The organism is Rhodococcus sp. no. 34 (genome assembly GCF_054589475.1).
Map to the genome: position 1 here is coordinate 383,081 of NZ_BAAILK010000012.1, position 25,808 is coordinate 408,888.

Below are 25,808 nucleotides of genomic sequence, written 5' to 3' on the forward strand. Positions count from 1 at the left end.
AGATCGCCAAAGCATCCATGGACCACACCCCTCTGCACGACAACCGGAACGCATCTACTTTTATGGATATGTTTGGCCAAGTCAAGCCCGATCCGGACCGAAAGCCGTCTGCATCACATCGAAGCATTCGAAGTGAGCTGCGACACTTACGTTTCGACGACCTGCGGAAATCTCAACGCCGACTTTCTATCTGTGACGACTTGTTTATAGTTATCGCCAACAACGAATTGCCGGAAGTTTTCGGTTCACCTCAGAACGTCCGTGGGTGAACACAATTCGCTCAACACCAGCCGTACCCGGCTTGTCATTCGGGAGTCGAACCATGAACACACCGCATCAGTTCAGGGTCGTCACCTCATGGTGATGTCGAAGCTCGCCAAATGGCAGCTGGTCGCCCTCGTCGTGGTTGCACTCCTGGGCTTGATCTATGTCGGAGCGAAATACGTACGGCTGGACAATCTTCTGGGATTCGGCCAATACACGGTCAAAACCGAACTGGCGACGTCCGGTGGCATCTTCACCAACGCCGAAGTGACCTATCGCGGTGTACCCGTCGGACGCGTCGGTGACATGTCGCTCACGTCCGACGGAATCGAAGTCGACCTGTTGATCGACAGCAGTGCTCCACAGATTCCCGCATCCGCGCGAGCCGTGGTGGCCAATCGCTCAGCCATCGGTGAGCAGTACGTCGACCTTCAGCCCGATACCGACCAGGGCCCGTTCCTCGAAGACGGCTCGGTGATCGCCGTGGGCGAGACCACCACGCCGATCCCCATCGAGAACGTCTTGACCAGCGCCAACGGTCTGGTGCACTCCGTTCCGGTCGACGCACTCCACACCGTCGCGAAGGAACTCGGCGCGGCATTCAACGGCAAGGGCGAAGATCTGCAGGTACTTGCCGACTCGCTGTCGGGGATTTCCCAGTCGGGCCTCGACACCCTTCCCCAGACCCTCGGACTGATCCGCGACAGCCAGACGGTACTCACGACCCAGTCCGATCAATCGTCGGCGATCAAGCAGTTCAGCACCGACCTCGACGCACTGACGGCGCAATTGCGCACCAGCGACCCCGACATCCGACGCGTGATCGACAACGGCATACCGGCCAGCGAACAAGTCGGCTCTCTCGTCACCGAAGCCGGCCCCGCGCTCACGACCAACCTCTCCAACCTCTCCGCCGTTGCAGCGGCAGCCGCACCGACACTGCCCTCGCTGCAGCCCTTCCTGCTCTTCCTGCCTGCGCTCGCCGGGGCGGCGCCCACCGTTGCACCGGGAGACGGCACAGTACATCTGGGCTTGGTACTCGAGACCAACAACCCGCTCTCGTGCACCGTCGGTTACGAAGGGACCATGGCGATCCTCGACGAGATGAAGCGCAAGGACCCGAACTTCGACGACACGACGCAGAACTTCCCGTTGAACACTGCCGCCAACTGCCAGGCACCTCAGGGCAGCGAAACGGGAGTTCGTAGCGCCAACCGCATCGCGTTCGCCGACCCGAACACCTCGCAACCGTGGGACGGCAAGCCCAAGGTGGACCCGGACAAGCTCAACCTGAACCCGATTGCCACTCAACTCGCACCGATGCTCGGCGCCACCCCGAAGTAGCCGTAAACAACTGGCACCGTCGACCCTCCGCGACGATGATGATGTGATGTCGGAAGGAACGCCTGAAGGCGAGTCACAGAGCATGTCACGAGGTTTCGACGAACTTGTCGCCGAAGCGGAATCCGCCTCCGTCGACGGGTGGGATTTCTCGTGGCTCGACGGACGCGCCACGGAGCAGCGTCCGTCGTGGGGGTACCAGAGGCTGATGGGTGAACGTCTCGGCCGCGCCGGCGCCGCATTGGACATCCAGACCGGCGGCGGCGAAGTCCTCGCCGCTGCACCGTCACTCCCGCCGGTGATGGCTGCAACCGAATCCTGGCCACCGAACATCGCCAAGGCCACCGCCCTTCTGCGTCCCCGAGGTGTGGTGGTGGTCGCGGATCAGGACGAGCCGCCGCTACCGTTCGCCGATTCGGCTTTCGACCTCGTGACCAGCCGACACCCAGCGACGGTGTGGTGGACCGAAATCGCGCGGGTACTCGAACCGGGAGGAACGTACTTCGCTCAACATGTGGGTCACGCCAGCGTGTTCGAACTGGTCGAGTACTTTCTCGGTCCTCAGCCGCAGGCTCGTCGCGGACGGCACCACGAGGACGAAACTGCCGACGCGATTGCGGCCGGGCTCACCCTCGTCGACCTTCGCTTCGAGCGTCTGCGCATGGAATTCTTCGACATCGGCGCCGTTGTCTACTTCTTACGCAAGGTGATCTGGATGGTTCCGGGATTCACCGTCGCGCAGTATCGGGACCGGCTCCGCGAACTCGATCAGCAGATCCGTCGCGACGGATCTTTTGTCGCGCACTCGAGTCGATTCCTGATCGAGGCACGCAAGAGCTGAGCGCACCGCGACGGGCCGCACATCCCGAACGTGATCGATGCTGCTAGTCGGACTCGTCGGCGTCGCTCCGCGAGCCGATCGCAGCGGCAAGATAGTCGCCGAGTTCACGCTGAAGGTTCGCGTCGAGTGCCCGGGCCAGTGCCGAATGTACCGACGCCACACCGAGTTCACGCATCGTCTGGAGCATCTCGGCTGTTCCGGCAACCTCGTCGCCCTCCGGGAGCCAACCGACCCCGTGCTGATCGACGATGCGATCCTTCGCCGCCTGAATCAGGTCTTTGGCGATCCCGTCCACAGCGTTGTGAAGCTTTTCGTGCACATCGACCAGTTGATCGAGAGTGAAACCGTAGTCGAGGAGACTCGAAAATCCGCTGAGCAAAGCAGGATCGGTGAAAACGCAGTTCTCTCCTTCGATCTGTACCAGTCCGAGATCTACGAGACGATCCAGTTGACCATCTGCATCTCCCCCGAGAAACTCGCGTACGACGGCCATCTCGATACTCACGGTGTCGCTGCGGGACCATGGTTCGGTGACCGCGTGCTGCAGACCCAGCACCTCTGTCAGGTCTTTCCCGCTTTCCCACCCGGTGATGAAGTCGTCGATATGCGCAGTGGTGAAACCTCGTTGAAGAAGCGTGTCGATCAGCTTGAGGCGTTCGAGGTGCGCGTCGCCGTAGATGCCTACCCGCCCACGTTTCTCCGGCGGAGGAAGCAATCCACGTTCCTGATATGCCCGTACATTCCGCGAGGTGGTGCCCGCAGCGCGCGCTAGATCGTCGATGCGGTACTCGGTCACCGCCTCGTCTCCTCTGCCGCGTCGGTCGTCACGATTCCAACTTAGTGGCAACACCAGGCCGATCAGAACCCGGGATCAGGTCTGCGCGGTGTCTTTCTCACGCACCGTGCTCGTGTAGTCCCGAAGATCCACCGATTTCAATTGGTTCACGTACTGGGTCGCGAAACCGGGAAACATAGTGGCATTGAATCCTTCGTCGGTGAGATACCAACTCGAACATCCCGAGTTCCACGTGGTCTTCGACAGCCGACGCTGCAACTCGACGTTGTACGCATCTTCGACATCTTGACGAACATCGAGTGCCTTGAGGTCGCGCTCGAGAACGATCTTGATCGCTTGGGCGAGATAGTCGAGTTGCGCTTCCATGTACACAAGGGCGGAGCTGTGCCCCGGACCCGAGTTGGGTCCGAAGGTGAAATACAGGTTGGGATAACCGGATACCGCAATGCTCTTGTACGCACGCGCCCCGGATTTCCACTCCTGAGCGAGCACACGTCCGTCCCGGCCGATGATCGGGACCGGTGTTCCGGTCTTGCAAACGTCGAAGCCGGTGGCGAAGACGATGCAGTCGAATTGATGCTCGATCCCTTCGACCGTGCGAATGCCATGTGGCGCCAATCTCGCGATCGGCCAGGTCACGAGTGTGCAATTGTCTTGCTGGAGAGCCGGGTAATACTCGCTGGTCATCAGCAACCGCTTGCACCCTGCCCGAAAGTCGGGAGTGAGTTGTCGCCGCAACCACGGGTCCTTCACCTGCATGCGCAGATGAAGACGCCCGACTGTTTCCACCACCCTCGTCAACGGGGATTCCCACACCACCCCGAGAGCTACCGATTCGTGTCCCCAGTACCAAGCCCGACGCGCCAGAGTCTGGACGACCGGATGACGACGGTACAGATCCTTCGTGCGAGATCGGGTGCGTAGGTTTGCTCGCGGCAATGCCCATCCCGGTGTTCGTTGGAAAACCTTCACTGATCGTGCAGTTTTCACGAGTTCAGGGACGATCTGGACGCCACTGGCCCCAGTTCCGATCACTGCGACCCGCTTGTCGGTGAAGTCGTAGTCATGGTCCCAGCGAGCACTGTGAATCTTGTGTCCTTCGTAGCTCTCCAAACCCGGAACAGCGGGAAAGCTGACGTTCGCCAGCGGACCGGACGCCATGACGACGGTCCGGGCAATGACCGCTTCACGGCCCTCGAGCGCGATCGCCCAGACACCTGTCTGCTCGTCCCACTCGACGCCCGTGACGTTGCACCGAAACCGAATCTTCGGCTCGAGGCCGAACTCTTTCACCATCGTTCGGATGTAGCCGAGGATCTCCGCGCTGGCCGAGTAGGTGTGCGACCAGTCCGGGTTCGGGGCGAAACTGTACGAGTACAGACGGGACGGAATGTCGCACGCAGCTCCCGGATACGTGTTGTCGCGCCACGTCCCGCCGACCTCCGTGCCGCGTTCGAGAACGACGAAGTCCTCGATACCGTTCTGCTTCAACCGAATCGCCGCTCCGATTCCTGCGAAACCTCCACCGATGATCGCCACTGACAGTGGCTCGGCAGTACTCATGCGAGTGGCTCGTACGTAAGTTCCTTGGCCCAGGTCGGCTCGGAATTGAGCCTGCTGCCGGAAAGTCGGCCAGTGACCTTGACCATCCGATCGGCAAGCAGATGGTAGGGATGGTTGCGATTGATGACCATGTTGCCGTGCCACTTCACCACCCGATACATCGGGACGCGGAGCGCGGCCGGACTCCGTTCGCCTACGTTCCTGAATCGCTTCATCGCGGTGTAGAGCCGTTCCTCGTTCACTCCCATGTCGACGATGTTGTCGCGCATCTTGTTCAGCAGCGGGACGTAGCGAAGTGTCCCGATGATCAACGCCGGATTCAACCAGGCGCCGACGGTTTCGACAACGAGCTTGCGCGTCGTCGAGTTCCCGAGCATCTCGATCACCGCAAAATCGACCGCCAGATGCCTGGACTCGTCTGCATTGATCTTCTTGAACACAGCCTGACAGACCGGATCCTCGATCTCGTCCATGATGAACTTGACCAGGGCTCCGTCGAGCGCCACCTCGAGCATCGGTATGACGGTCCCGAGAATCGAGAGCGACAAACCGTCGGAATGCTTGTCCAGCCAGTCGATGACGAGCTTGACGTTGATGTTGGGCTCGGGCATCTCGTCGCCGTCCAGCATTCCCCAACGACGCATCAGCGCGAGTTCGGCGTTGGCGTGCTTCTGTTCCTCGGCGTGGAAATGCCGATAGATGTCTCGGAGAGTTTCAGTCGGCGCCTTGAGAGCCATCGCAGCGAAGCCACGGGCACCGACGTTCTCGATCCACATCAGGTCCGACATGAACGGTTTCAGCTTCGCATGAAGCTCTGGACTGATCGTCTCGGCGCCCGGAGCATCCCAGTCGATGTCCACCAGAGCCCATTGGCGGTCCTTGATCTTGTGCAGCATGCCGTCGAAATCGAAGGACATGTCACGCTCCTTTCGTGCTCGGCGAGTTCGTCTCCGGCGCCGCCGAAGTTCCAGATGATCCCGACTTCTGTTTCGGTGCAAAGCGATTGAGAACTCCACAGCCCCACGTGTATGCAACGGGTAGATACCGTTTGAGTCGCCAGATCACCTTCGCATCGAACTGCGGCACCACGTAGAGTCGACCCTTGTCGTAGGCGTCGAGAGTGGTGACGGCGATGCACTCCGGCGAAAAGCCGGTTCGCCGCATCAACGCTTGCGCCAATTGTGTTGCTTCCGCGGTGATTCGGCCGTCGAGAGCAACATTTGTCTTGACGAAGGTCGGACACAGCACCGTCACCCGCACTCCCGTACCGGCAAGTTCAGCGGACAAGGTCTCCGAGAGCGACATCACGGCGGCTTTACCGACGTTGTAGGGCGCCATCAGCGGCGCAGCCGCAAACCCAGCAGCCGAGGCCACGTTGATGAATCCCCCGGCGCCGCTCGCACGCAGTTGTGGAGCAAATATCTCACAGCCGTGGACGACACCCCACAGATTGATCCCGAGTGCCCACTCCCAATCGTCGAAACCGATCTCGCCCACCGGTTTTCCACCGATACCCACCCCGGCATTGTTGATCACCAACGAAAGCGGACCCGCAAGTTCGAGTTCCGCGAACAACGCCAGGTCCTGAACCTGCTCACGAATTGACACATCGCATTTGACGGCGTGCGCGGTACCACCGATCTCATCGATGAGTGCCACTGTTTCCTTGGCCCGTTCCAGCGAGATATCCGCGCAGATCACCTCACCGCCTCTGCGCGCCAACTCCAACGAAAAGGCACGGCCGATTCCGCTGCCGGCGCCGGTCACCACTGCGCGGGCATTGTGGGACACCTTCGATCCGCGGTTCTTGGTCGTTTTCCTGGTCGGCACCGGTCGGCTCACCTTGAAGACGCTTCGACTGCTGTGTGTTTCTCCATCTCCAAAGAGTCATCCACAACCGTGCCAGTTGTCAATGGCCTAGAATTCGATGGCGGAATACGCGGCAGTCGAACCAGTACCCGGACTGCTCGAACGAAGTCTTTTGTCGACCGACCGTGACCTAAACGGGGTGCGCGGTCTTCCAATGCTCGGCGATGTCGATGCGCCGCGCGATCCAGACCTTCTCGTGTGACTGCACGTGGTCCAGAAATCGCTCGAGAGCGGCCGCACGGGCAGGGCGGCCGACTATGCGGCAGTGCAACCCGATCGAGAGCATCTTGGGCGATCCGGCCGTCCCCTCCGCATACAGCACGTCGAAGGCATCGCGTAGGTGCGCAAAGAACTGATCACCGCTGGGAAATCCTGCGGGAGAGGCGAAACGCATGTCGTTGGTGTCAAGGGTGTACGGAACGACCAGGTGCTTCACCGATTCTGCGCCACGCGGAACGTCGACCCAGTACGGCAGATCGTCGGCGTATGAATCGGAGTCGTAGACGAAGCCGCCGTGCTCGACCACCAATTCGCGGGTGTTCGGTGAATCGCGCCCGGTGTACCAACCGAGGGGCGCCGAACCCGTCAGATCTCGCAGAATCTGCACTGCCTCGGCCATGTCTGCGCGTTCGCGCTCGATGTCCACGGATTGGTAAGACTTCCAACGTAATCCGTGGCACGCGATCTCGTGGCCCAACTCCTGAAAAGCACTGACTGCTTCGGGGTTCCGCTGCATCGCCCGCGCCACCGCAAAGACTGTGAGAGGCAGGTTTCGCCGCTCGAAGGTTCGCAGTACACGCCACAACCCGGCCCGTGAGCCGTACTCGTACAGCGATTCCATGCTCATGTGTCGATTCGGAAATGCCTCTGCCGGAGTCATTTCCGACAGAAATGTTTCCGAAGCCGCGTCCCCGTCCAGGACGTTGTTCTCGGCTCCCTCTTCGTAGTTGAGCACGAACTGAACCGCTATCCGCGCGTCGCCGGGCCAGTGCGGATGCGGCGGATGAGGGCCGTACCCCACCATGTCCCGGGGATAGTCGTCGCGCGGATAGTCGCTCATGCCAACAACTTTACCGTCAGCGCCCGGAGATCACAGCGCGAGCAGCGTCGGTGAGTACGCCGAAGACTCTCAGCCGCGCCAGGCCACCGTCCGGGAAGATGTCCAGACGAACATCGGTGACCGGGACTTCGGAATCGATCGGAAAGCGATGGCGCGTATCCGGACGCAGCGTCGTGCGCGGCAACAGTTCGATCCACTCCCCCTCCGACGTCCGCCCGGTCAGAGCACCCTCACCTGGACTGTTTCCGAGGAAGTACGAGGTGTCGATCTCGACGAAACTCAGTACGCCTTCACCTGCGAGTTGTACTTGCACCCAGTCGTTTCCGTTGTCGCGGCGCCTGGCGGTCTCCCACCCGTCACCCATCGAAGCAGCGCGTCCGGGAAACAGGATGTTCTGCGGTGAGCTGTAGAACATGTTGGAGCAATCGGTCACGCGGCCACCGTTTTCGAGTGCTGCGAGGTCCAACGGCCCGGCATCGAGGAAACGCGGGTCCGGCCGCGCTTCGCCGTGAACACGGAATCTTGCCACGCCGCCGTCCGGGTAAATGGTCAGCTTGACGTGCGTCCACCGCTCCTCCGACGCCACCGAGAACGGATTCTCCGAGTCACCGTGCACGGTCGAGCGCTCGACGATGGTTGTCCACTCGCCGGATCCGGCCAGGTCGGCGGGATCCGGATACCCGTCGACCGAGATTGCTTCCACCGAGATCTCGGGCGGGTAATTGCCCTTGAACCACGCGGTGTCGACCACGACGCCTCGCACCACTCCGGGAACACCGAGTCGAACGATCGCCTCGTCATGGCCTGCCACCCGGCGGCGACGCGTCTCCCAACCGTCGTACACCTGCCCCTTGTGACCGAACGTCGCCGGCTGGTACCCGGCCTTGCCTGGGCGGATCAGGGCCTCACGCTCGGCAAACGCCTCGTCGTTCGCCCAGATGACGGCTCCGCCGAGGGTGCGCAGTGCGAGATCGGGCAGCAAGGTGAATTCGGTGGTGCTCATCGGTCAGTGTTCTCCTGTGATCGGTGTGGTGCGTCCTACGAGGTGACGGAGTGCGTTGGTGTCGGCGCTCGGGGCGAGTCGGAGAACTTCGGATTCCGGATAAGCCCCCGCGTCGAGCCCGCGCAGTACCACCGCTGCGAGCGCCTGGGCGGTTGCAGGTTCGTCCATCACTTCGCCACCTTGGCGCCCCAAGTACGACTGGATGCGCGGGGCAGCGGCGCCGAGCGCGTTGCGATAGAAGCCGAACGTGGCGAGCCAGCGGGTGACCAGATGCCCAGGGTGCATGTCCCACCCCTGGTAGTAACCGCGTTCCAGGGACCGCGTGACGAGGCGATGGTGCCGAGTGATCGCGTCGCGGATCGCCGTGGCGCTCCCGACAGGCGCGACCTGAGTCGACCCGTCGCACACCCAGACGCCGGTCTGCGCGGCAGCAGCCAACATGACAGCCTTTGCGTGGTCTGCCACCGGATGTTCGAGCGACTGATGACGCGATGCAATTCCGCAAGCTGCACTGTAATCGTAAGTGCCGTAATGCAAACCGGTCAGACGACCGGCACCGCGATGGATGGCCTGAGCAACTGCCACCGTTCCGTCGGCCGCGATGACCGCCTGCGGGCTCTCGATCTGCAACTCGAACCGAAGCGAACCGAGCTCGAGTCCGTGCGCCTTCTCCAGCTCTTCGCAGAGCAACACCGTCGCCGTGACCTGCTCCACCGCGCGCAGTTTGGGAACGGTGAAGACAAATCCGTCCGGCACTCCGCCGGCCGCGTCGAGCACAAGCTCGAGCGTCCTGATCGAGCGCCGACGCTCACCGGCCGGCAACCCCTTGAACCTGATGCCACTCCAGTTCGGCCCGGCAGGATCAGCGCTGAGCGCGGCAAGCGTCTGTCCGGCCGACGTCGCTGCATCGTCTTCTTCTTCGTCGCTGCGGCGTCCGTACCCGTCCTCGAAATCGATCCGAAAGTCTTGGACCGGCTTGCGGCCGAGTTGAACTCGCACATCAGCGAGCGCATTCTCCGTGTCGAGATCGGCGAACACATGAGCATGGGAATCGAGAAGCGCGATCGCCTGCTCACCCCAGAGTCGAGGGGTGTCGACGGTTGCATCCGCGGCACTGACGTAAATCGTGTGCACGGGTTGGATCTCGTCACGGTTTCCCGGGTACTGCGCCGCGAGCCGCTCGTCCACCGGATCCAGAAGTCCGTCCAGACGATCGTGGACGGCGGCGGAGAGTCGGGATTCTGTCATCGGACGATCTTCTCAGAACGTCCGCGAGCCCGCAGGTTCTCACGCCGCCGACCCAATCCGAGTCAGCGGCCCCCGACGAACGGAACGTTGACGAAGCTCGGCCGATCTGCAGCCAACTCGATGTGCTGCGGTTTGAGTTGGCTGTCGGCGAGCATCGGGCCGAGCGCCAGGTATCGCGGCACGCTGGCAGCGTAGACGTCGACGCGGAGCCGGTGCCCCGGTTGCAGCACTGCGTCCGTCGGGAGCATGTTGATGTCGACGGTGGTGACCTCACCGGGAACCACCGGCTGACGCGTGTCGATCGTCAGATAGTGGTGCGGTTCACTGTAGTCACCGTTGGCCGAGCGAGTGCTCTTCGAATCGTCGACTGCCCGCAGCGACGCAGTCAAAGCGCCGTTCGTGATCGGTGTCGATGTTCCGTCCGGTGCTACGTCGTTGACCGTCGCTGCCCAGAATCCGTCCGTCGCGTCCAGGACTGTCTCGAGATGGACGTTGATCGGGCCCGAGAGTGAGGTCGGCTCCGTCACTGCCTCACCGGTGAACGTCAGGCCCTCCGCTTCCTGGAATCGGGAATCCTTGGAACACGTCGCACCGAGCACCACGGAGATCCCGGCAGTTCCCTGAGTTCCGTCACCGGAGCAGAAGCCTCGCAGTCCTGGTGCGACTGTCAATCGCGCTGCGGCACTGGGCGGGTCATTCGTCAGCGAACCGTCGTACGCTGCGTGGGCGGCAGTACCGCTGGGCGCAGAGTTCAGATACATACGTTCGTAGCTCGCACCGGCTCGCGGGAACTGATCGTCCGTGATCCATCCGCCGCCTTGCTGGAACATCGTCACCGGACCGTAACGATCGATTCCGTTGTCGATGCCCTTGAGCCACTTGTCGAACCACGCACGTTCGAGCACGTCGAGGCGCGGCGGCGCACCGTCCTTGCCGAATCCTCCACCGGGAGTGACGTGATAGCCGTTCCCCATGATCAACTGCTTCTGCCCGGGCGGCAGATCGATTCCGTTGTAGATCCGCGGCTCACTGTTGGCGAAGATGTCGTGCCAACCGCCGTAGACCATCGTCGGAACGGCGATGTTGCCGACGTCAGCGGCTCGGTCCTGATAGAACTGCCCGTCTTGCGCGACTTGCAGAGTCGACGGTGACACGTCCTCGATTCTCTGAGCCGTCATCGCTTGCACCAGTTCGGGAATCAGCGTTCCCGGATCCTCGAGGCGGCTCGCCAACCACAGGGGATCGAAGTTTCCTTGCAGGATGTCCTGAACGTTCGGGATGAGTTTGAGCCCGTTGACCGCGGTCAACCACAACGGCATGAACCCGACTCCGAGGCCGCCACCGGTTCCGACGATGTCGCGCAGCAGATCGTTGCCAGGTTCGACCGGGAAGATCGCCTTCAGTGCAGGTGGATTGTTGCTCGCCGCCTGCACCGAGTTGATCGCGGAGTACGAGATGCCCGCCATCCCTACTTTCCCGTCGGACCACCCCTGCTTGCTCATCCAGTCGATGACCTCGACCGAATCCTGTTGCTCGCGCTTACCGAGCACGTCCCAATTACCTTGGGAGAAGCCGGTTCCACGTGCGTCGACCACTACCTGCGTGTATCCGTTCTGGACCAGATCACGGTTGACGCCGAGAACCCTGGCGCCTCCGCCGGCGATGACGCCCGTCAACTCCGACACGCCGTCGAACGGCGCCGCGAGGTCGAGCGAGTTCGCAACGTCCATCAGCGTCTCACCGACCTGCGGGATCGACAGAGCTGAATCCACCAGTGTGTCCAGCAGTTTCGTGTACGGCGTGATGTTGAGGACCGATGGCGTCTTCGATTCCACGGCCCGCCCGGATGCATCCGCCGGTCGGTACACATTCGCTTGCAGAACTGTGCCGTCACTCATCGTGATGGGCACGTCCCACTCGATCGAGACCCCCGGATACTGCGGCGTCGCCTCCGTTGCCGCGAGCCAGGCCTGCCCGTCCGACCCTCCCGTCGGATCCGCAGAAGCGACGGCGCTCGGCACCGCCAATCCCACGACGCACAGCCCCACCGCAATCGTTGTCGACCTTCGACGTAGAAGTCGTGTCCTCACGAAAACTCCAATTTTCTGTTGTGATGACCCAGCCCTGCCCCCACGACAGTGACCGGTGTCACGAACTTACCGGATAGTAACTTCCGTCCCATATGTCGTCAATAGGTCTGAATGCCGACCGGACGGCTAGCTTTGAAGATGTGTCACGATCACCGCTTCCCGTCCGCGACGGCCTGAACCCGAGTCGCATCCGTCAGCCAGACGACGGCATGTGGGCGACGACGCTCGACTATCTGCTCGAACGGTTTCCCCAGGACGCCGTCCGATTGCGGGAGAAAGTCGCAGCCGGGGAGGTCGTCGACGAGAAGGGTGTCGGAATCACCGAGACGAGCGCTTTTGCTCCCCGGCGGTTCGTCTACCTGTACCGCGACCCTCCCGTCGAAACGCGGGTGCCGTTCGAGATCGACATCCTCTACCGGGACGAGAACATCTTGGTCGTGGACAAACCGCATTTCCTGGCGAGCACCCCGCGCGGGCGATACATCGCCGAATCGGCGTTGGTCCGCTTGCGTCGGGACCTCGAACTACCGGAGCTGAGTCCAGCGCATCGCCTCGACCGCGTCACGGCGGGACTGCTGCTGTTCACCGTGCATCAGGCGGCCCGGCGCGACTACCAGACCATGTTCGCCGAGCGCCGCGTCGCCAAGGAGTACGAGGCCATCGCGCGTCACGACGCTCAGGTGAGCACCCCCGTGGTCGTGCGTAGTCGCATCGTGAAAGAACGCGGCGTGCTCAAGGCCGCGGAGATCGAGGGCGAACCCAACAGCGAGTCGCGGATCGAACTGATCGAAACGCGAGACGGCTTCGCGCGGTACCGGTTGACTCCCCATACCGGCAAGACCCATCAACTTCGGCTGCACATGACCTCGCTCGGGCTCCCGATCCACGGCGACAACTTCTATCCCGACTTCTACGACGTTGCCGCAGAAGATTATTCGAACCCGCTGCGCCTGCTGTCGAAGGTTCTCGAGTTCGAGGATCCGAAGACCGGCCGGCTGCAACGGTTCGAAAGTCGGCGGACCCTGTCCTGGCCGGACGAATCAGGCCGTGGCGACTCGCCGTAGGGACCCCGGACCCTTCCACTGCGCCTCCGATACCGGGAGGATGGAAGCGCAGACCGCACCGCAAGAGGAGACCAGATGAGCAAGACCGCCGTCGTACCCGAAGCCGTACGGGAGATCGAGCGCAAGTACGAGGCGCCGGCCGAGCAGGAAGTTCCCGCCTTGGGCGGACTTCCCGGTGTTGTCGGCGAACCGGTCCACGACTCGATACAGCTCTCTGCCACCTACTTCGACACCGCCGACTACCGGTTGCTGGCCGAGAAGATCACGCTGCGCAAGCGTGAGGGTGGCGACGACGCGGGGTGGCACATGAAACTTCCCGCAGGCCAGGACGCTCGAACCGAAATCCAACTTCCCCCGGACGAGAGCACCGATGTGCCCTCGCCGCTGTCGAGTCTGATCCGGGCGATCATTCGCGGTCACGATCTGGTGCCGGTCGCCCTGATCATCACCGATCGGGAGCGCACCAGGCTCAACGGCGAAAACGGTGTGCTGCTTGCCGAAGTGGTCTCCGACACCGTCATCGCCTGCAAGGCAGACGGTTCCGGAGAGTCGACGTGGCAGGAAGTCGAGGTCGAACAAGGCGCAGGCGGGCAAGAGCTGGCCGATGCAATCGAGTCGGTTCTACTGGACGCCGGGCTGGAGCGCTCTGCGAGTCCGTCCAAACTCAAACGAGCACTGGGCACGTCGGTCACACCGTACGCCGGTCACGAGGTCACCTCGGGCAAGGCGTCGAATCCGCGGATCTTGTTGCGTAATTACCTCATCGAACAATTGCGCGCACTGGTCGCCGCGGATCTCGGCACGCGTCGGGCCGACGACGAAGCCGTTCACGACTTCCGGGTTGCGGCACGTCGCATCCGCAGCGCTCTGCAGTCGTACGCCGGCCACTCCCCCAAGACCGACGATCTCATCACGGATCTGCGGTGGATCGGTGGAAAGTTCGGTGACGCCCGCGACGTCGAGGTCCAGTGGGAGCGTCTTGTGGAACGCCTCGGCGAAATCGACGAGATGCCCGAGCGAGAAGCTGTGCGAGCTCGAATCGACGAGTTCTTCTCTGCACGTGGTGAAACCGCCCAGGAAACAGCCCTCGAGGCGCTCGATTCCGAGCGATACACCACGCTGCTCGATCGCCTCGACGAGTACGTCGGCGACCTCGAATTCGACACCGCCACCCACCGCGTCGGAAAGAAGGCATCGGCACGAGAGTTGGCCCATACCCTGCGGCACCTGGCACACAAGGTCGGTAAGCGGGTCGATCACGTCTTCGATGCCGATAGCCGCACCGAGCGTGACGAGCGAATGCACCGCGCCCGCAAGGGAGCCAAGCGGATGAAGTACGCGATCGAGGTCATGGAACCCGTGTCGAAGAGCCGAGCGAAGCGTGCACTGAAGCATTTCAGCCACTTCCAGGATGTTCTCGGCGAGCACCAGGATTCCGTTGTCGCCCAACATCATCTACTTGCAATGGCAGCCGAGCAGGAGCATACCTCGCTCACCAGTTTCGGATTGGGCATGGCCTACCGACGAGAACTGGAAATAGCCGACGGGCAATCGACCCTGCTACGCAAGACGTGGAAGGAAGCCGTGAAGTCAGCATCGTCACTCTGGTGACGTCGCTGTAACCAGTCGACCGATCTCGATCATTTCAGAGGGAGTAGACATGAACACACTTGCAGGACACCAGGATGTCGTCGCCGGTATCGACGGATCCGAGGCCTCGACGGCGGCGGCCCGGTGGGCGGCCTCCGTCGCGAACGCGGTGAACTCACGGCTGATTCTGGCGCACGCCCTGCCGCAAGAGGGCCCGATCTACAATCCCGCTGCAGTGATGTTGCAGTCACAGTTCCTCAGCCAGATCCGCGAAGACGGCGAGGCGATCGTCGATGCCGCCGCCGCGGTGATTTCGGCCGAATTCCCCGAACTGACCATCGAATCCGAGATCGCGCCAGGGCCGGCGTCGACGCATATCCTCGAATCCTCGGGTACCGCACGCCTGATCGTGATGGGGTCGACCGGATCGGGTGCACTGCGCTCACGGCTGCTCGGATCGACCGCACTGAAGGTGGCCAATCATGCAACCTGTCCGGTCACCGTGTGGCGTGGTTCGGCGGAGAATCCCGGTCCGGATCAGCGTCCCGTCATCGTCGGAGTGGACGGAAGCGCGTTGAGCAAGAAGGCCGTCGAGTACGCGTTTCGTTATGCCGATCAGTTCGACGCGCCGCTCATCGCGGTCCACACCTGGCAGGGCTCGTCCACCTTCCGCGAAGGCGGAGCGGGAATCCTGATCGACTGGGAGGCTGTCGAGCAGGAGGAATCGGCGCTACTGGCGGAAAATCTAGCCGGTATGGCCGACCAGTACCCGGACGTGCCGGTCACCCGCATCAGTGAACCCGGTGCCGCTGCTCCCGTCATGCTCAAATACGCCGACGACGCACAGTTGATAGTTGTCGGAAGTCACGGCCGCAGTGCGATGGCGGGCGCCGTGATGGGCTCCACCAGCCAGAATCTGCTGCACCATGCGCCAGGGCCGGTCATGATCTGTCGCGCCTGAATTGCTGTGCGCCTTTATTAACCCCCCGCGGTTAATAAAGGCGCACAGCAGGGGTCAGGCGAGACCCGTGCCCACCAACTGACCTACTCCGTACGTCACGGCCATCGCCAGCGCGCCGCCGATCACCACGCGTAGCACCGCTCTGGTCTTGCGAGCTCCGCCGAGCGTCGCGCTGATCGTCCCGGTCAGCGCAAGTGCGATCAGCACCGCGAAAAATGCGATAGGGACGCGGATGCCTGTCGGCGGCACCAGAATTGCGACCAACGGGATCGCCGCGCCGATCGTGAACGAGATTGCCGACGAAATCGCCGCGTGCCACGGATTGGTGAGATCGTCTGGATCGATACCCAATTCGACTTCTACGTGCGCCGCGAAGGCGTCGTGCTCGGTTAATTCTTCGGCGACGCGGCGGGCCGTCTCCGGACTCAATCCCTTGTTCTCGTAGATCTCGGTCAGTTCCTGAAGTTCAGCCTCCGGGGTCTCGAGGAGTTCCTTCTTCTCCTTCTGCAGGAGTGCGCGTTCGGTATCCCGCTGAGCGCTGACCGAGACGTACTCGCCCAACGCCATGGACACAGCGCCGGCAACCAGTCCAGCAAAACCTGCTGTGAAGATCGCGGAGCGCTCGGTCGTGGCTGCCGCAACACCGACCACGAGACCTGCGGTCGAGACGATTCCGTCGTTTGCACCCAGAACACCTGCACGCAGCCAGTTCAGGCGATTGTTCAAACTCGGTGCATGAGGTTCCGATTCCCCACCGGGCGCCCCGTCGGTCAACTGCACACTGTCTCCGGACATGGCAACAGATTAGGACGATCAGTCCGGTTGCGATAGCAATCTGAGCCTGCCCTTCGCGCACTGATATATTCCGATTGGCACCCCAACCAAGCATTTGTTAGGTTTGGAATCGGCAGACACCTGGAGGCAATGTGAGCGCAGTACGCACCGCTTTTGTCAGCGGCGGAACCGGTGGAATCGGGTCGGCGATCGCCCTGACCCTCGCCGAACGCGGACACGACGTCGCCTTCACCTACCGAAACAACAAGGGCGCTGCCGAGCAACTGAGCGAGCAGATTCGAGCGCATGGTGTGCGCGCCCACTCGTACTCGCTCGACTTGACCGACGAGTTGTCGATCAGCGCCGCCGTCAACGATGCGGTCAGTGATCTGGGCGCATTGACGACCCTCGTCCACGCTGCGGGACCGCACGTCCCGATGACGCACCTCTCACGTGTGACGCCGGCGTTCTTCACCGAACAACTCAACCAGGAGGCCGCGGCGTTCTTCACCCTCGTCCACACCGCCCTGCCTGCGCTGCGTGCATCCTCGGGTTCGGTGGTGGCGGTGACAACCGCGGCAACGGATCGTTTTCCCGTGCGCGACGGACTCTCCGCAGGCACCAAAGGGGCTGTCGAACAACTTGTTCGCGGATTCGCCGCAGAGGAAGGACGCTACGGCGTCCGGTTCAACGCTGTCGGACCAGGCATGTTGACGGACGGAATGGCGGAGCGCCTGATCAGCTCCGCCGAACTCGACCAGGGCGCGCTCGACGTGACAATGAGCCGAATCCCGTTGAAGCGCTTCGGATCAGCTGCCGACATCGCCGAAGCAGTATGTTTCCTCGCAAGCGACGCGGCCGGATTCATCAGCGGCCAGAAGCTCAACGTCGACGGTGGCTACACCGTCTGAGCGCTATCCGCCCAACTTGCGAAAGACCAGTCGCACGGCAAGTTCCAGGTGCGCCATCACCTCGTCCGTCGTCATCCGGCCCGCAACCCACGAGACGAGACTCGACATCCAGACGTCGTCGATCACCTTCACCGCGTCCAACTGCTGCTGCGAGACTTCCTCGACACCGATCGCCTTCGCGAACATCTCGGTCACGACCCCACCGAGCGCGTTGAGTTCCGGAGTCGCCGACGCGTCCGCGAACATGTACGCCCGAACCAACGCTTCGTAACGGAGGTGATCGGTCTCGAGGACCTCCGTATTCTTGCGCAGCACAAACAGAATCCGGTCCGACGGAGTCTCGCCCGGGATTACAAAGTCTTGGAATCTGTCACGCAAACCCTCGAACATCCACAACAATGCGACGACAAGCATGTGGTTCTTGGACGGGAAATACCGGTAAACAGTGCCGATCGCGACGCCGGCGCGATCAGCCACCGATCGCATCTGCACCGCGTCGTAGCCGCCTTCGGAGGCGGATTCCATTGCGGCGTCGACAATCCGGCGAAAACGCGCTCGCTGCGACGGCGTCGTACGACGTCCGGTCACCGAGCTACGTTCGACCACCGACTGGTCTGCCTTGTCGCCACCTGCCATGTCCACAACCCTTATTAGACGTCGTTTTGCCGACTCCCAATGTAGCCGCCCAACGCAATTGTCGGGTGCATGACTGCCCGCTTCCGAACTGCCCGCCAGTGGAACTGGCCCAGATCAGGAAGCGCGCCGCGGCCGATCGGATCGGCCGCGTCTACGTGGATCTTCCGACCAGTCGCGAGAGGGTGCGCGTCGGCCCGGAGCTGGAGTCCGGCGTCTGTCGGGTTGTGGTGCCCGTCGTTCCGGTCGGCGTTGCCCAGTTGGAGCAGGCTGGGCGCGGCGAGCTGGCGGCCTCCGTCGATCGGTCTGTGGCTTCTTGGCAATGCCGAACCGAGGCTTGCCGAAGACCAGCGGTATCCAACCGCGACCGCTGCTCTCGGCCGAGGCGACAGCCTCGGGCTCACGGAAGGCTGCGTGCGCGATGAGCCCGAACATCAGCAGGGTGGTGATCATCGACGTTCCGCCCGCCGAGATGAGCGGTAGTTGCAGACCGGTCACCGGAATCAGGCCGACGACGTAGGCGATGTTGATGAACGCCTGCACGACGATCAACGTCGTTGCCGTCGCTGTCATGACTTTGAGGAACGGATCAGTGGACCGTTTCGCGATCCGCAGCCCGACGATCAGAACCGCGGCAAAGAGAGCGACGACGATCAGCGCGCCGACCAGACCCAACTCTTCACCGATCACGGCAAAAATGAAGTCGTTGTGCGCCTGCGGGAGATAGCTCCATTTGGCGTCGGACTGTCCTAGACCGCGCCCGAAGATGCCTCCGTTCGCCAGTGCGTACTTGGCCTGAGTGCTCTGGAAGTTCAAACCCTGCGGGTCGAGATCAGGATTGAGGAAAGCCTTGATGCGATCCGAGCGGTAACCAGCAGTAAGCCCGAGCACGAGAAATGCGACTGCGGAACCGAGTGTGAGGCTGATGAATGTCTTCATCCGGAACAGCCCGAACCACAGCACCGACATGAAGATGATGCCGATGGTGATGGTGGTTCCGAGGTCCTTCTCCAACACCACCAGAACCAGAACCAGCAACGTCGTACCGCCGATCACCGGCAGCGCGCGGTTGACGTCCATCCGCGCCTTCATGAACGACGCAACCGTCGCTGCGGACCAGATCGCCAGAGCAAGTTTGGCCAGCTCCGACGGCTGGAAGGAAATGCCCGCGATCACGAACCAGCTGCGAGCACCCATTTGTTCCGAGCCGATACCTGGAATCAGCACCAGGACAAGCAGAACAAGACACAGGATCAGCAGCCACGGGGAGGCTCTACGCATCGTTTCGGTCGGCAACCGCACGACTGCCACGAACATCACCAAGCCGATCGCCGCGAACATGCACTGGGGCCAGAATCTGGCATAGGACGTCCCGGACAACACATAGGATTCGACGCCCGAAGACGACAGCACCATCAGCAGTCCGAACGCGACGATCAGCACGACCAGACCGACGATCATATGGAAATCGAACAGAGGCCGATTGGTCCACATCGCCGTTCGAGCGCGGAAGGGTGTCGATGTGCGGTCACGTTTGTCCGACGATCCACGGGGTGAGTTAACTGGCTCTCCACTCCCGCGACCGTTGGGCTTGTCTTCACTGCGACCGGTCACCACACAAGTATCGTCCCACGACTCCTAACTCATGGGTAACACAAGTCCCACGAGTCACACGGGCTCGGTCTCCCGAGGGCCCTCTAGGCCTACGAAACGCCAGGTCACGTCCTTCGCCGACGGAGGTCTGCCACCGCCCCCGCCAGCGAGAGCGTCAACATGACCACGCAGACGGCAAGCGCGATCCCGAACGCACGTCCATATCCGTCGGGCGAGCATCCGAGCACACCGAGATACAACCCCGATACCGCGGCCAGCGAGATGGTCGCGGACAGTCGCTGCGACAGCTGAAGGAAACCCGCCGCAACTCCGTTCGCACCCGCCGGTGCATATTCGAGAGTCAGCACCCGATTGGGCGCGTCGACCAAGCCGCTGGCAACTCCCGACAACACCGCCAGGACTACCAGCACCGGGATCAGATGTTCCCGCGGAATCAGATTGACCGCTGCGATGTACCCGAGGATGACAAGGATCTCGCCGACTATGGCAAAAACCACTGCACTTCGGCCGAACCTGGCAACCAGCCGCCATCCGAAAGCCGAAGTCAGGGCCATCGCGAGTGAGCTACCGGTCATGATCAACGCCGCACTCAGCGGGACGAAGCCCAAACCTTCGATCAGATAGAGGCTGAGCACCGCGTTGACGGCGAGGATGGATCCGAAACCAGAAGAGTGCAACCGTTGTACCGAGCCGAAATCCCCGAGAGGCGATCAATGACGGAAGCAGTACCGGCGTCCCACCGCGTGCGGCGTACCGACGTTCCCAGAACCAGAAGGCAACGGCAGCGCCGAACGCACCGATCAGGAAAGCCGCAGCCACAGTGACACTGGTCCGGGTCACGATGGGCCACAACAGGAGCCCGGTCGTAGTCGCAAGCAGACACAGCCCAACCGGATCGATCGATGCGCCCGATCGGGTAGTTCGATCACGGCGCAGAAAGCGAAACGCCAGAATCAGTGTGATCAGAGCAAACGGCACGTTGAGAACGAGAAGCAACCGCCATCCGAAGTCGGCGTCGGAATACTTCAGCAGAACGCCACCGAGGATCGGTCCGGAAACGCCGGCCAGACCACCCGCGGTGCTGTACGCGCCCAACGCCTTCGCCCGAGCCTTTCCGGACACCCGGTCGGTGATGATGCCGAGCACCTGCGAACTGATGGTGCCTGCGCCGATCCCTTGCCCCAGCCGGGCCAACACGATCATCGACGGATCCGACGCACACGCTCCGAGGATTCCCATCACCGCGAAAATGCTCAGGCCCGCCAAGAACAAGCGTCGACGCCCGACGACGTCACCGAGTCGGCCCGCCGGCACCAGGGCCAAGCCGAAAGTCAGCGAATAGCTCGCAAGGATCCACTGCACCTCCGAGGTCGACGCGCCCAGCGACGCCCGGATCGACGGAACCCCGATTCCGAGCACCGCCGAATCGAGAAGAGTGGTGAAGCCCGCGGCTACGCAGACGATGATCTCCCAGCGGACGGCCGAATCGAGCTTGGTGGATTCGGCCGCCGCTGTGACCGTGTGGGACAGGACCCGTTACCCCGCAGCTTCAGACGTGGCCCGACGCGTGAGCGGCGGTCGCAACCCCAAGTGCTCTCGCAGCGTCGACGTGGAGTACTCGGTGCGGTACGCCCCACGCTCCTGCAGTTCCGGGATCAACCAGTCGACGATCTCGTCGAGCCCGGTCGGCACCAGGTACGGCGAGATGTTGAAGCCGTCCGAAGCTCCGTTGCGCACCCAATGGACCAACTGATCTGCGACCTGCCCCGGAGTGCCCGCAAAACCCGAACGCTGCGAGGTCTCGATAGCGACCTGACGTAGGGACAGATTCTTTGCCTCGGCAAGAGCACGCCATTCACGTGCGATCGCAATGGGGTCGTTGCCGTCCCGCGCGGAACCGCGCGTCTCCGAAACCGGGCGGGCAACCGGATCTTCCTCGGGGAGTGGACCGTCGGGGTCTCGATCGGAAAGGTCCTTACCCCACACCAGTCCGACGAGAGAGAGGGCAGTCTGACCGGTGAACTGGCCTTCGAGGACCCACCTTGCCTTCTCCTCGACTTCGGACTCGTTCTCCGCCAACACGATCTGCGTGCTGGGCAAGATCTTGACGTCGTCCTCCGGTCGCCCGGCTTTACGCAACCGAGCCCGAATGTCGTCGGCGAAGTCGAGCGCGCCGTCGAAATGAGTCCCGTGTCGCGAGAAGATGACGTCGGCGTGCGTCGCCGCGAAATCGCGTCCACTCGGGGAATCACCCGCTTGGAAGATGACCGGATGCCCCTGGCGGCTTCGGGGAAGCGTCGGCGTCACGGAGATGTCGAACTGTGAAGTCTGCCTGCGCACGTCGCCGACGGCGCCCGGAGTAGACCAGTTCTCGGACGTGCGAGAATCCGAGATCGCGTCGTCGGCCCACGAATCCCACAGTGCCCGCGCGGTTTCGATGAACTGCCCGGCACGCTCGTAGCGCAGGGAGTGGTCGAGGAAACCACCGCGACGGAAGTTCTCTCCCGTCCACGCGTTGTCGGTGGTCACCGCATTCCAGCCGGCCCGTCCGTCGGAAAGTAGGTCGAGGCCGGAGAGTCGACGCGCAAGGTCGGCCGGTTCGTTGTACGTGGTGTTCTGTGTCGCGACCAACCCGATCTTGTCGGTGATACCGGCGAGGGCGGCCAACTGCGCAATGGCGTCGGGGCGGCCGGCGATATCCAGATCGAGAATCTTGCCGTTCTGTTCCCGAAGCCGCAGGCCTTCACCGAGGAAGAAGGCGTCGAACAGACCTCGCTCGGCGGTGAGTACCAACCGCCGAAACGTCTCGAAGTCGATCTGGGATCCGCTCGCGGAATCGGACCAGATGGTGGTGTGGTTGACCCCCTGGAAGAAGACGCCGAAGTGAACGTGAGCGTCGGGTCGAGGTACGGCGGAGCGTGATGCAGTCATGGCCGAAATATCCTTAGCGCGAAGTCAAGTCAGGAGGAGTGGGCGAATCGATTTGCGGGTCGCTGCAGACCGAGGTTGCCCCTCAGGGTCGATCCCGGAACCGGGCGTCGCGTCAACCCGGCCTTGGACAGCGTCGGAAGCACGAATTTGGCCAGCACCGGAAGGTCCTCGTCGATCACGAGAGCATGGAAATGAACACCGTCGAGGTGTCCGGCCAATTCCTTCAGAACCACGGCCGCTTCCCCCGGATCTGCAGCCAGGAGCAGTCGGCCGGTGACGACGGCATTCCCGTACGAGTTCAGCTCGGTCCTCCGCTGCGCCGCAGACAGATTCGGCGTATCGAATGCCACATCGACCTCGGCGAACACCAATGACGCGCCCTCATCGCGCGCCTTGGCAGCCGACTGTGCAATGGTCTCCACCGAATCACCGGAAACGAGAACAACATCCGGCTGGCGTGGATCGATTTCGCCGTAGCGGCCGAACACCACCAACTGGCCTTGAGGCGGCCGCGGAACGATTGCCGGCCCCTTCACCGAGAACGTGTCGCCCTCGAAATTGACGTAATGCAGACGATCACGCTCGAGGAAACGCCCACTGAGATAGTCACGAACGACGGCGTCGTCCTCCCACGAGTCCCAGAGATCGGTCACAACGGTGACCGAATCCCGCTGCTCTTGCTGACGCGCCGACTCCGTTGTTACCGGAGCCCTCCCCCACGCCCTCGCCGCGGCATCGTCTTCGACCGGAACAGCAAGCCAGCCGCCACGCCCACGCGAGGAGTAGTCCAACGTCGCCAATTGCGAGGACGTATGAAACGGTTCGGCGTACGTGGTCCCGACGACGGGGACCAGCCCGATCGTGCTGGTTGTCGCCGCCACGTACGACGCCCTCGAGACGGCATCGATGCGGCCGACGACGTCACCACTCGGGGGGAGGATGGAATCGTCGAACGTCGCGAACGTGAAGCCGGCATTCTCGGCAGCCGCGACGCGATCGCGCACCGCTTTGCCCGTGAGCAGCTGGTCCGGGCGGTGTGAGCTTCGGCGCCAGGCAGCGGGGTGAGTGCCCTCGCCGTCCAGTTCGATACCCACGGCAAATACAGTCATGTGTCCTCCATCGGTCCTGGCGGTAGCACCCACACTGCGGTTAGGTAGCGGGTTGCTGCGGCATCATCGAGCCAGGTCTCTCAGCCACTCTGGATGGTGGATGCAATCTATGCGGGCCACGCTGGGCAAGTCAAATCACGCTTGTCGAATCATATTGACCTACAACATATTTCAATACAATCATCCTGATCGAAAGGGTTGCGCAACGCTAGCCGACGTAGACACGAAAGAGCCCCGCCCGACTCGCGTCGGACGGAGCTCTCGGTGTGCGCTGGAACGCTACTTCGCGCCCATCCATGCCTGATCGAACAGCATGATGCCGGTTGCAGTCGGAACCACACCGTGCACGTTCTTCTGCCAAGCCCAGAACGACGTGAGCCCGCCGATCGGCGCCGATGGAACCGTCTCGTTCCACAGCGTCTGAATTTTGCCGATGATCGCCAGGGTCGACGAATTGTCCTTGGCCTGTTGTAGATCTGCGATCAGCTGATCCATCGCCGGGTTCGCATATCCAGCAGTATTCGCCATCGAGGTGCTGTTGGTCGTGGAGAACAATCCGAGATCGAGAATCGACTCGTACATTCCGATGCCCGCGTGCGCGAGGTCGAAATCGTGCTTGACGTAGACGTTCTGCACGATGTCGCCGGCGTTGTTGGCCAAGATCAAGTTCACCTCGAACCCGACGGCCTGCAACAGTGACTGCACGGCGAGGCCGATCGCGTGGTCCTTCGGCTCACTGAGAACGACGTAGTCGAGGCTGCCGTCGTACCCGTCTGCCTTTGCCTGATTCAGAAGTTCCTTCGACTTTTCGGGGTCGTAGGCAATACCCGGTGTGTCTACATGCCATTGCGACGTCGGACCGAACAACTCCGAGCCCGGCAGTCCCTCACCGTTTTCCACTCGCTGATCGATCAACGTGGTGTCCAGCGCGTAGCCGATGGCCTGGCGAACGCGAACATCCGAGCCCGGTCGGCCTTCACGGTTGTTGACGATCTCGGCACTGCCGGCATTGAGCACGTCGATGTAGCCGGGGTAACCAGCGGACTTGGCAGAATTGATCGCCGACGTGAGGCCGCGAATGTAGGCGACATCGAGCTGACCGCTGTTCAATGATTCGAGATTGGCCTGCGGGCCGTTGAGCGCAACCATCCGCAACTTGTCCAGCTTGGGAGCGCCGCCGTAGTAGGACGGGTTGGCTTTGAAGATTCGCTCGACGCTCGGTGTGAAGACATCTTCGGTGAAAGGTCCGGCTCCGACGGCGGTGAACTTGTCGCCTTGCTGCGAACTCGGGGCGACGATCATCCCGTGCCCGAGAGCGAGCATCGACGGAAAACGCATCCACGGCGTCTTCAGCTTGAATTCCACTGTCGTCGGACCGCTTGCCTGCGCCGATTCCACCGAAGCCAGCCACAGTTCGGCGCCATTGCCCTTGCCCGCGTTGTACCGATCGATGCTCGCGATCACGGCGTTGGCGTCGAGGGTGGTGCCGTCACTGAACTTCACACCGTCGCGAAGTTTCAGCGTCCAGGTGGCTCCGTCGTCAGCTGTCTCGAGCGATTCAGCCAACTTGGGCTCGAACTCGCCGCTCGCAGTGTCGTAACTCATCAGGACGTCGTACACAGCAGCGAAGGCCTCACCGCCGGAACCGCCGCGAGCGGCCGTCTTCGTCGGGTCGAGTGAGGGAACGAGCACCTGTACGCCGTACGTCATGGTCCCGCCGGCCACCGCAGTTCCCGGATCGGGCTGCTCGTTGACCATGCCGATCACTATGTCTCCCGACGCGGTCGTCGTATCGGTACCGCTGTCGTCATTGCTGCTCGCGCAGCCCACCAACAGGACACCGGCACCGATCAGCGCCACGGCGACCCGGCTGACTTTCCCGATAGGCCAAGATCTCGAGTGCGACACGGAGATTCCACCTCACTTCCAGTAGACGCGGCCAGGGATCGGCCGCAACCGGCTAATAGTGAGGTTCTTGACGGAGTGACGCGCAGCACGTTCCCGGTCACCGGAATCATTCACGGAGACAAAGGATGCGTATAACTCAGATGATCGAGCCGAGTGGTTGACGGCGACTGACATCCGAATACGAAAAAGCTCCAACCTTATGTTCGAAGAACATGAGATTGGAGCTTGTCGATAAGAA

General features: G+C 62.2%; 21 protein-coding genes, 1 pseudogene and 1 riboswitch. Of the genes and pseudogenes, 7 read left to right on the forward strand and 15 right to left on the reverse strand.

The genetic code is table 11. The features are described 5' to 3' along the window. The 3 genes from ACYP01_RS02660 to ACYP01_RS02670 form a co-directional block, all read left to right on the forward strand. The coding region (locus ACYP01_RS02660) for a hypothetical protein (protein WP_459678579.1) at positions 1–269 on the forward strand (269 nt) is incomplete at its 5' end. 88 nt (positions 270–357) lie between these two features. Next, on the forward strand, positions 358–1,608 hold the full coding sequence (locus ACYP01_RS02665; RefSeq protein WP_459678582.1) for an MCE family protein: 1,251 nt from the start codon (positions 358–360) through the stop codon (positions 1,606–1,608). A gap of 82 nt (positions 1,609–1,690) precedes the next feature. Beyond that, entirely contained in the window at positions 1,691–2,446 is a 756-nt protein-coding gene (locus tag ACYP01_RS02670) for a class I SAM-dependent methyltransferase (RefSeq protein WP_058037902.1), read from the forward strand. Positions 2,447–2,489: 43 nt separating this feature from the next. Here the strand turns inward: ACYP01_RS02670 and ACYP01_RS02675 are convergent, their stop codons facing one another. The 8 genes from ACYP01_RS02675 to ACYP01_RS02710 form a co-directional block, all read right to left on the reverse strand. Then, positions 2,490–3,242 (reverse strand): MerR family transcriptional regulator, encoded by a 753-nt coding sequence (locus tag ACYP01_RS02675; protein ID WP_030535276.1) that lies wholly within the window; start codon positions 3,240–3,242, stop codon positions 2,490–2,492. Positions 3,243–3,317: 75 nt separating this feature from the next. After that, positions 3,318–4,805, reverse strand: a complete 1,488-nt coding sequence (locus tag ACYP01_RS02680; protein WP_007733920.1) for a flavin-containing monooxygenase — start codon at positions 4,803–4,805, stop codon at positions 3,318–3,320. After that, a complete protein-coding gene (locus tag ACYP01_RS02685) occupies positions 4,802–5,722 on the reverse strand; it encodes a ferritin-like domain-containing protein (protein ID WP_459678585.1) in 921 nt (306 codons plus the stop codon). The genes ACYP01_RS02680 and ACYP01_RS02685 overlap by 4 nt, the downstream gene beginning before the upstream one ends. Position 5,723: 1 nt before the next feature. Next, on the reverse strand, positions 5,724–6,635 hold the full coding sequence (locus tag ACYP01_RS02690) for an SDR family NAD(P)-dependent oxidoreductase (protein WP_459678588.1): 912 nt from the start codon (positions 6,633–6,635) through the stop codon (positions 5,724–5,726). A gap of 169 nt (positions 6,636–6,804) precedes the next feature. Then, positions 6,805–7,734, reverse strand: coding sequence for an allantoinase PuuE (gene puuE, locus ACYP01_RS02695; protein ID WP_003940421.1), 930 nt, complete (start codon positions 7,732–7,734; stop codon positions 6,805–6,807). 16 nt (positions 7,735–7,750) lie between these two features. Further along, a complete protein-coding gene (gene alc / locus ACYP01_RS02700; RefSeq protein WP_209447916.1) occupies positions 7,751–8,737 on the reverse strand; it encodes an allantoicase in 987 nt (328 codons plus the stop codon). Positions 8,738–8,740: 3 nt separating this feature from the next. After that, a complete protein-coding gene (locus ACYP01_RS02705; RefSeq protein WP_459678592.1) occupies positions 8,741–9,985 on the reverse strand; it encodes a DUF6986 family protein in 1,245 nt (414 codons plus the stop codon). A gap of 62 nt (positions 9,986–10,047) precedes the next feature. Then, on the reverse strand, positions 10,048–12,075 hold the full coding sequence (locus tag ACYP01_RS02710) for a CocE/NonD family hydrolase (protein ID WP_459678595.1): 2,028 nt from the start codon (positions 12,073–12,075) through the stop codon (positions 10,048–10,050). Between the two features lie 140 nt (positions 12,076–12,215). Between ACYP01_RS02710 and ACYP01_RS02715 the strand changes: the two genes are divergently transcribed. From ACYP01_RS02715 to ACYP01_RS02725, 3 genes are all read left to right on the forward strand, one after another. Continuing rightward, the gene (locus ACYP01_RS02715) at positions 12,216–13,139 is read left to right on the forward strand and encodes a pseudouridine synthase (RefSeq protein ID WP_080961213.1); all 924 of its coding nucleotides are present in this window, start codon (positions 12,216–12,218) and stop codon (positions 13,137–13,139) included. A gap of 75 nt (positions 13,140–13,214) precedes the next feature. Further along, positions 13,215–14,750, forward strand: coding sequence for a CYTH and CHAD domain-containing protein (locus tag ACYP01_RS02720; protein WP_030535267.1), 1,536 nt, complete (start codon positions 13,215–13,217; stop codon positions 14,748–14,750). Positions 14,751–14,799: 49 nt separating this feature from the next. Continuing rightward, positions 14,800–15,690, forward strand: a complete 891-nt coding sequence (locus tag ACYP01_RS02725) for a universal stress protein (protein WP_459678599.1) — start codon at positions 14,800–14,802, stop codon at positions 15,688–15,690. Between the two features lie 54 nt (positions 15,691–15,744). On the opposite strand, the gene ACYP01_RS02730 is transcribed toward ACYP01_RS02725, so the two are convergent. Beyond that, on the reverse strand, positions 15,745–16,485 hold the full coding sequence (locus ACYP01_RS02730; protein WP_007733901.1) for a VIT1/CCC1 transporter family protein: 741 nt from the start codon (positions 16,483–16,485) through the stop codon (positions 15,745–15,747). A 131-nt stretch (positions 16,486–16,616) separates the two neighbouring features. Between ACYP01_RS02730 and ACYP01_RS02735 the strand changes: the two genes are divergently transcribed. Continuing rightward, complete coding sequence (locus ACYP01_RS02735) at positions 16,617–17,375, forward strand: SDR family NAD(P)-dependent oxidoreductase (RefSeq protein WP_042451355.1); 759 nt, start codon at positions 16,617–16,619, stop codon at positions 17,373–17,375. Positions 17,376–17,378: 3 nt separating this feature from the next. Here ACYP01_RS02735 and ACYP01_RS02740 read toward each other — a convergent pair whose 3' ends face one another. The 6 genes and pseudogenes from ACYP01_RS02740 to ACYP01_RS02765 all read right to left on the reverse strand — a co-directional run bounded on the left by ACYP01_RS02740 (position 17,379) and on the right by ACYP01_RS02765 (position 25,570). Then, the gene (locus ACYP01_RS02740) at positions 17,379–18,011 is read right to left on the reverse strand and encodes a TetR family transcriptional regulator (RefSeq protein ID WP_007733896.1); all 633 of its coding nucleotides are present in this window, start codon (positions 18,009–18,011) and stop codon (positions 17,379–17,381) included. 114 nt (positions 18,012–18,125) lie between these two features. Further along, on the reverse strand, positions 18,126–19,502 hold the full coding sequence (ftsW, locus tag ACYP01_RS02745) for a putative lipid II flippase FtsW (RefSeq protein ID WP_064687643.1): 1,377 nt from the start codon (positions 19,500–19,502) through the stop codon (positions 18,126–18,128). A 224-nt stretch (positions 19,503–19,726) separates the two neighbouring features. Continuing rightward, positions 19,727–21,041: pseudogene (locus ACYP01_RS02750) on the reverse strand (MFS transporter). A gap of 117 nt (positions 21,042–21,158) precedes the next feature. Then, entirely contained in the window at positions 21,159–22,553 is a 1,395-nt protein-coding gene (locus ACYP01_RS02755; protein WP_003939710.1) for an NtaA/DmoA family FMN-dependent monooxygenase, read from the reverse strand. A 29-nt stretch (positions 22,554–22,582) separates the two neighbouring features. After that, positions 22,583–23,662 carry an LLM class flavin-dependent oxidoreductase gene (locus tag ACYP01_RS02760; protein WP_073512769.1) on the reverse strand — a complete coding sequence of 360 codons (1,080 nt, stop codon included), beginning with the start codon at positions 23,660–23,662 and terminating at the stop codon, positions 22,583–22,585. Between the two features lie 4 nt (positions 23,663–23,666). Further along, positions 23,667–23,762, reverse strand: a riboswitch (SAM riboswitch). A gap of 179 nt (positions 23,763–23,941) precedes the next feature. Beyond that, positions 23,942–25,570, reverse strand: a complete 1,629-nt coding sequence (locus tag ACYP01_RS02765; protein ID WP_459678603.1) for an ABC transporter substrate-binding protein — start codon at positions 25,568–25,570, stop codon at positions 23,942–23,944. Positions 25,571–25,808 lie beyond the last annotated feature (238 nt).